The sequence below is a fragment of the Stenotrophomonas sp. HMWF003 genome (genome assembly GCF_003061285.1).
Lineage (GTDB): Bacteria > Pseudomonadota > Gammaproteobacteria > Xanthomonadales > Xanthomonadaceae > Stenotrophomonas > Stenotrophomonas maltophilia_AP.
In genome coordinates this window covers 12809-18574 of record NZ_QAIW01000459.1, presented here as the reverse complement: position 1 = coordinate 18574, position 5766 = coordinate 12809, and the positions used below count along the sequence as shown (strand labels likewise).

3 protein-coding genes and 2 pseudogenes are annotated in these 5766 nt (G+C 69.6%); 4 read left to right on the top strand and 1 reads right to left on the bottom strand.

Going from position 1 to position 5766, the window contains the following annotated elements; all coding sequences use genetic code 11:
• From DBR34_RS20445 to DBR34_RS20435, 3 genes and pseudogenes are all read left to right on the top strand, one after another.
• Positions 1–259 (top strand): annotated as a pseudogene (locus DBR34_RS20445) (catalase HPII); the annotation flags it as partial.
• A gap of 31 nt (positions 260–290) precedes the next feature.
• Positions 291–461, top strand: a pseudogene (locus tag DBR34_RS20440) (HupB); the annotation flags it as partial.
• 222 nt (positions 462–683) lie between these two features.
• A complete protein-coding gene (locus DBR34_RS20435) occupies positions 684–1517 on the top strand; it encodes a hypothetical protein (RefSeq protein ID WP_128098135.1) in 834 nt (277 codons plus the stop codon).
• 56 nt (positions 1518–1573) lie between these two features.
• Here DBR34_RS20435 and DBR34_RS20430 read toward each other — a convergent pair whose 3' ends face one another.
• Positions 1574–2386 (bottom strand): hypothetical protein, encoded by an 813-nt coding sequence (locus tag DBR34_RS20430; protein ID WP_128098134.1) that lies wholly within the window; start codon positions 2384–2386, stop codon positions 1574–1576.
• A 259-nt stretch (positions 2387–2645) separates the two neighbouring features.
• Here DBR34_RS20430 and DBR34_RS20425 point away from each other — a divergent pair.
• The coding region (locus DBR34_RS20425; RefSeq protein ID WP_219928354.1) for a fibronectin type III domain-containing protein at positions 2646–5766 on the top strand (3121 nt) is incomplete at its 3' end.

Sequence of the window (5766 nt, the reverse complement as noted above, 5' to 3'; positions counted from 1 at the left end):
GTTCGACGCGGTTGCGGTGGTGCTCAGCAACGAAGCGGCCAAGCGGCTGCTGAAGGAATCGGCGGCCATCGATTTCATCGCCGACGCCTGGGCGCACCTGAAGGCAATCGCCGCCGACGAGGGTGCACAGGCGTTGCTCAAGGCGGCCCGCGTGGGCAACGACCCGGGCGTGGTGGAAGCCGAGGATGCCAAGGCCTTCCTCTCCGCAGCGGCAACCCGCCAGTGGGCGCGTGAGCCCAAGGTCCGCATGCTGGCCTGACCCCCCGTCCACCGCCCACTGGAGACCTGCCATGCCCCGGGGTGATAAATCGGCCTACACCGACAAGCAGAAGCGCCAGGCCGCGCACATCGAAGAGAGCGAGAAGGACCAGGGCCGCAGCGATGCTGCGGCCGAACGGATCGCCTGGGCCACCGTCAACAAGCAGGACGGCGGGGGGAAGAAGGGCGGGGCAACCAGGAAGGCGGCGAAGAAGACACCAGGCCAGTAGGCCGCAACATGTATGACCGCGCCCCGTCAGCGCTAGCATGGCCCCGGAACGAGGGCGCGGAGCGGGCGACACCGTAACGCGCCGTGCCTGCTGCACCAGCTGCCCCCTAATGGGGGCAGTGTTGGCGTTGCGGACAGGTGATCGGCGATACTCCGCCATTGCCGCAGGAAGCGGCTATCGAGGGGGCACGTCATGATGAAACCTGCACGCGCATGGGCCACGCTGGTCTTGCTGATGCCGCTGATGGCGCTTGCACAGGACGCCCCCACGACGCCACCGACGCCGACACCGTTGAGCGCCGCCGATACCGCGGCCGCGCTGTCGCGTGCCGAACGGCTGGGCAAGGCGATCTTCCTGCAGGACCTTGCGGCCGAGCGCGCAACCGATGCGATACGGGCCAAGTACCGTGCCTTCGGCAAGGACGCGCGGGTACGCGGCTGGATCACCGAGGAACATGACGGGCAGTACCGGGTCAGCTACATCGACGCGACCCCCGCCGTGCTGTACCGCGTCGAGATGGCCGCCGACGGCACGCCCGCAGGCGAGGTCCAGGTGCTGTCCGAGCCGGAACCGCTGAGCGCCTATGAAGCCGCCGCCACGACGGCACGCACCCTGGCGATGACCGCACAGGTGGCGCCATGCGCCAAGGCCTACAACAGCGTCGCGCTGCCCGAAGGCGAGGGACGCTGGGCGGTCTATCTGCTGCCGGCAACCACCTTGCCGAACGTGGTGCCACTGGGCGGCAGCCACCGGCTGGACATCGCCGACGGGCGGATAACGGCGAGCCGTGGCTTCACCCGCACCTGCATCCAGCTGGGCCGGACGCCGTCAAAGCGCGGCGTCACGGTGGTGGGCATGATGGTGACACATCTGTTGGACCCCACCCCCACCGAGGTCCATGTGTACTGGAGCCTGTGGGCACGCACGCCGATGTACGTCGCTACGACCGACGGCCAGCTCTGGGAGATCCGCGACGGCCGCATCCACAAGCGCGATGACGTGGCTCAGGGGCCCGCCTCCGGGAGCTGAGCTGCCGCCTCATGAGGGGGTGGCACGCTTTCTGCAGGACCGCCCACCCGCCTGGCTCATCGCGGTGTCTGCGCCGGTGTTGGTATCGGCGCGGCGGCACGGCGGGCGGGCAGCACCACCGACTGCATGCGTTTGATCGCCGAGATCGGCACTGCTTCGGCACGCTGCTGCTGCGGCCACCACAGGAACACGAACCCGGTGCTGCTGCCGAGCAGGCGCGCGGTACCGGGCAACGCGGCGGTATCGCCTGCCAGATGCACGGTGACCGCGCTGCCCTGCCCGCTTTCGCGGATGTTCTCGGCCTTGTCCAGGGAGTAGATGGCCGCCCCCAACGCCATGAAGAACGCCACCGCCACGCATACACCCGTGAGTGGACGCATGCCCGACATGTCCCAGCTGGTCAGCGCCGAACGCGAAAACAGCATCCGCCAGCCCCAGTGCCGCGCCCGCAGGGCGTCCACCCGGGCCGGGTTGCGCCGACGCAGCGTGTCGGGCCAACCGACCAGGATCGCCAGCAGGGCGCCACCTGCCAGGATCGCCGCGTACGCCGGATCGCGCAGGCCGGCGACCAGGAAATCGCTGACCTGCAGGTAGTCCAGGATCGACAGCTGGAAACCGCGGTAGAAAAAGTAACTGGACCACAGCCCCAGCAGCGACAGCAGCACGTACCCGGCGCTGACGATCAACGCCGGCTCCTGCCGCAGCAGCCGCCACACCACCATCACCACCGAATCCTCGTTGCCCTGCACCACCGGCAGCACCGACCAGTCGGTGGGCGGCGCGCTGCCTGCGGCAGGTACCGGGTCGGTGGTGAGGTGTGCGATGGCCGGCACATCGCCGTGGATGTCGCCTGATTCGGTGGTATGCATGCAGCCCCCTGTGCGTGGCCAGAGCATCACCGAAATCGGCGGTGCGCGGAAGACCCTGCGCCGCCCGACAGGGCCGTGGCACATGGCTTGCATCGCCTCCCAGGCCGCCCAGACCACGCCTCTTTTCCAGCGCGTGCCGGCCGGGCATCAGATTCGGCGCTGCCGGCCGATATCCGCTGGGTGGTGAAAAGGGGAAGCCGGGGGCGCGCCCACGCGCGTGCTGCCCGGCGTTGATCGTGGATTGATTCAGGGGAGTTGCATGTCCGTTTCCAATTTGGCCCATCCGCTGCTGCGGGTGCTGGCATGGTTTGTCCTGTTGGCCGGCGCGGCGGGGGCGGCGCAGGCCGCACCCGTGGAAGTGGTGTTCAGCAGCAACACGGGCGTGGGCACCACCTACGCACAGGATGGCCAGGGCGGCTCGGCCGATGTGCCTGGCCTGACCCTGCAGGTGTTCAACAGCAGCGATGCGGCGGGCACGCCCGTGGCCGGCATGACCTGGAAGGACAACGCCTGGCTGTCCAGCGATGACGGCAGCTGGTCGGGCCTGACCCACACCGAGCAGGACGGTCGTATCGGGATGGTGATCCGCTCGGCCAACGGCAGCAACTTCTCGATCACCTCGTTCCGCTATTACAACTGGGGCGAGAACACCAGCGTCAATTACATGGTCGAGGGCTACCGCGACGGCGCCCTGGTGGGGACGCGCGGCTTCTCGATCCCGGCGCCGCTGCGCGTTCCGCTCACGGTGACCCTGTTCCCGGCGGCCTTCCGCAACGTGGACGAGATCCGCATCCGTCTCATCAGCGGCGGTGCCGATCCGGGCCTGCGCACCTGGCATTCGATCAACAACATCATCGTGGAAGCGATCAACACCGCGCCCACCGATCTTGCCCTGACGGCCAGCGCGCTCAACCAGAGCGCCGGTGCGAACGCCGTGGTGGGCACGCTGAGCACGACCGATGCCGATGTGGGCGATGCATTCACCTACAGCCTGGTCAGCGGCGCCGGCGACACCGCCAACGCACAGTTCACCATCGTCGGCGACGCGCTGCGCGCCACCAACGCGGCCAGCCTTGCCGCCGGTACCTACAGCGTGCGCGTGCGCAGCACCGACAGCGGCGGCGCCAGCACCGAGAAGGCCTTCTCCATCACCGTGGTCGATGACCTGGCACCGAGCGTGAGCAGCATGGCCGTGCTGGGCACGCCTGCGGCCACCGCCCCCAGCGTGACCTGGCAGGTGAACTTCAGCGAGCCGGTGTTCAACGTGGCGGTCAGTGATTTCAGCCTGACCGCTGCCGGTTCGGCCGCCGCGGTCGTCCGTTCGGTCAGCGGCGCGGGCAGCGACACCCTCAACGTGGTGGTTGACAGCATCAACGGCAATGGCACGCTGCGCCTGGACCTGAGCGCGGCTTCGGGCATCCGCGACGGCGCGGGCAACACCGGCGTTGCCGGCTACAACGCGGGCGCGTCGCACGCCGTGGCCATTCCCACCGCACCCGGCGCGCCCACCGTGGGCGTGGCCACCCCAGGCAACGGCCAGGTTTCGGTGGCCTTCACCGCACCGGCCAGCGACGGCGGTTCGGCGATCACCGGTTACACCGTGACCTCTTCCCCGGGCGGCTTTACCGCCAGCGGCGCGGCCTCGCCGCTGGTCGTCACCGGGCTGGCCAACGGCACCGCCTACACCTTCACCGTCACCGCGACCAATGCCACCAGCACCAGCGTCGCTTCGACCGCCTCGTCGGCGGTAACGCCGAAAGGCGCGCAGACCATTGTCTTTGGCAATCCCGGCCCGCAGACCTTCGGCAGTGCGCCCACCCTGGCCGCGATCAGCAGCGCCGGTCTGCCGGTCAGCTTTACCTCCGCCACCACCGGCGTGTGCACCATCACCAGCGGCGGCACCTTGACCTTCGGTAGCAGCGGCGCCTGCAGCATCCACGCCGACCAGAGCGGCGATGGCACCTTCCAGGCAGCGTCGCAGGTCACCCAGACGTTCACCGTGGCGGCCGTGGTACCGGGTGCGCCCAGCGTCGGTACCGCCACCGCGGGCGATACCCAGGCCACGGTGAGCTTCACCGCACCGGCCAGCACCGGCGGTGCCGCGATCAGCGACTACACCGTGACCGCCCAGCCGGGCGGCATCACCGCTACCGGCGCGGGCTCGCCGATCACGCTGACCGGCCTGACCAACGGCATCGCCTACACCTTCACCGTGACGGCGACCAACAGTGCCGGGACCGGCGGGGCCTCGGCCGCCTCCAACGCGATCACCCCGGCCGCCGCCCAGGTCATCTCCTTCAGCAACCCGGGCGCGCAGAATGTCGGCACCACGCCGACGCTGACGGCGTCGTCCGATTCCGGGCTGACCCCGACGTTCACCTCCACCACCACCGGGGTCTGCACGATCACCAGCGGAGGTGCGCTGACCTTCCTCACTGCCGGCACCTGCAGCATCGCGGCCAACCAGCCCGGCAACAGCAGCTTCCTGCCGGCCCCGACCGTGTCGCAGACGTTCCAGGTGAATGCGGTCGCGCCCGGTGCACCGCTGATCGGCACCGCCACGCCCTCGGGCACCGGCGAGATCGAGGTGAGCTTCACCGCGCCGGCCTTCACCGGCGGCAGCGCGATTACCGGCTACACGGTGACCGCCGCTCCCGGGGGCATCACCGCCACCGGCGCGGGCAGCCCCATCAAGGTGACCGGCCTGACCGTCGGCCTGTCCTACACCTTCACCGTCACCGCCACCAACGGCGCCGGCACCGGCAGCGCGTCGGCGGCGTCCAATGCCGCGGCGGCCGCCGAAGCGATCGTGGCCCACCCGTCCAATGCGGTTGTGGCATACGGCACGGCCACGCCGATCCCGTTGGACATCGGCGGCATCGCCAACAGCGTGAGCGTAACCACGGCCGCCGCCCACGGCGTCGCGGCCATCAATGGCACCCAGGTGACCTACACGCCCAACGCCGGCTATGCCGGCCCGGATGCCTTCACCTACCGCGCGACCGACGGCAACACCACGTCCGCCGCAACCGTGGTGAGCATTACGGTGTCGCCGCCTACGCTCAGCCTGGCCGCGACCCCGCTGGCCGCCGGCACCGCTGGCAGCAGCTACCAGCAAACGCTGAGCACCACCGGTGGCGCAGCGCCTTATCGCTATCAGGCGCTTGGCGGCCTGCCCGCCGGCATCACCCTGTCGGCCACCGGTGAGTTCAGCGGCACGCCGACCAACGCCGGCAGCTACAGCATCCTTGTGCAGGTGACCGACAGCAGCACCGGTACCGGCCCGTTCACCAGCACCCGCAGCTACACGCTGGTGATCGCCGCCCCGCAGATCGCCTTCACCCTGCCCAGCCTGCCGCAACCGTTCACCGCCGCGTCCT

Coding starts and splice junctions, on each gene's coding strand:
- DBR34_RS20435 (WP_128098135.1), top strand. CDS start 684: ATGAAACCTGCACGCGCATGGGCCACGCTGGTCTTGCTGATGCCGCTG.
- DBR34_RS20430 (WP_128098134.1), bottom strand. CDS start 2,386: ATGCATACCACCGAATCAGGCGACATCCACGGCGATGTGCCGGCCATC.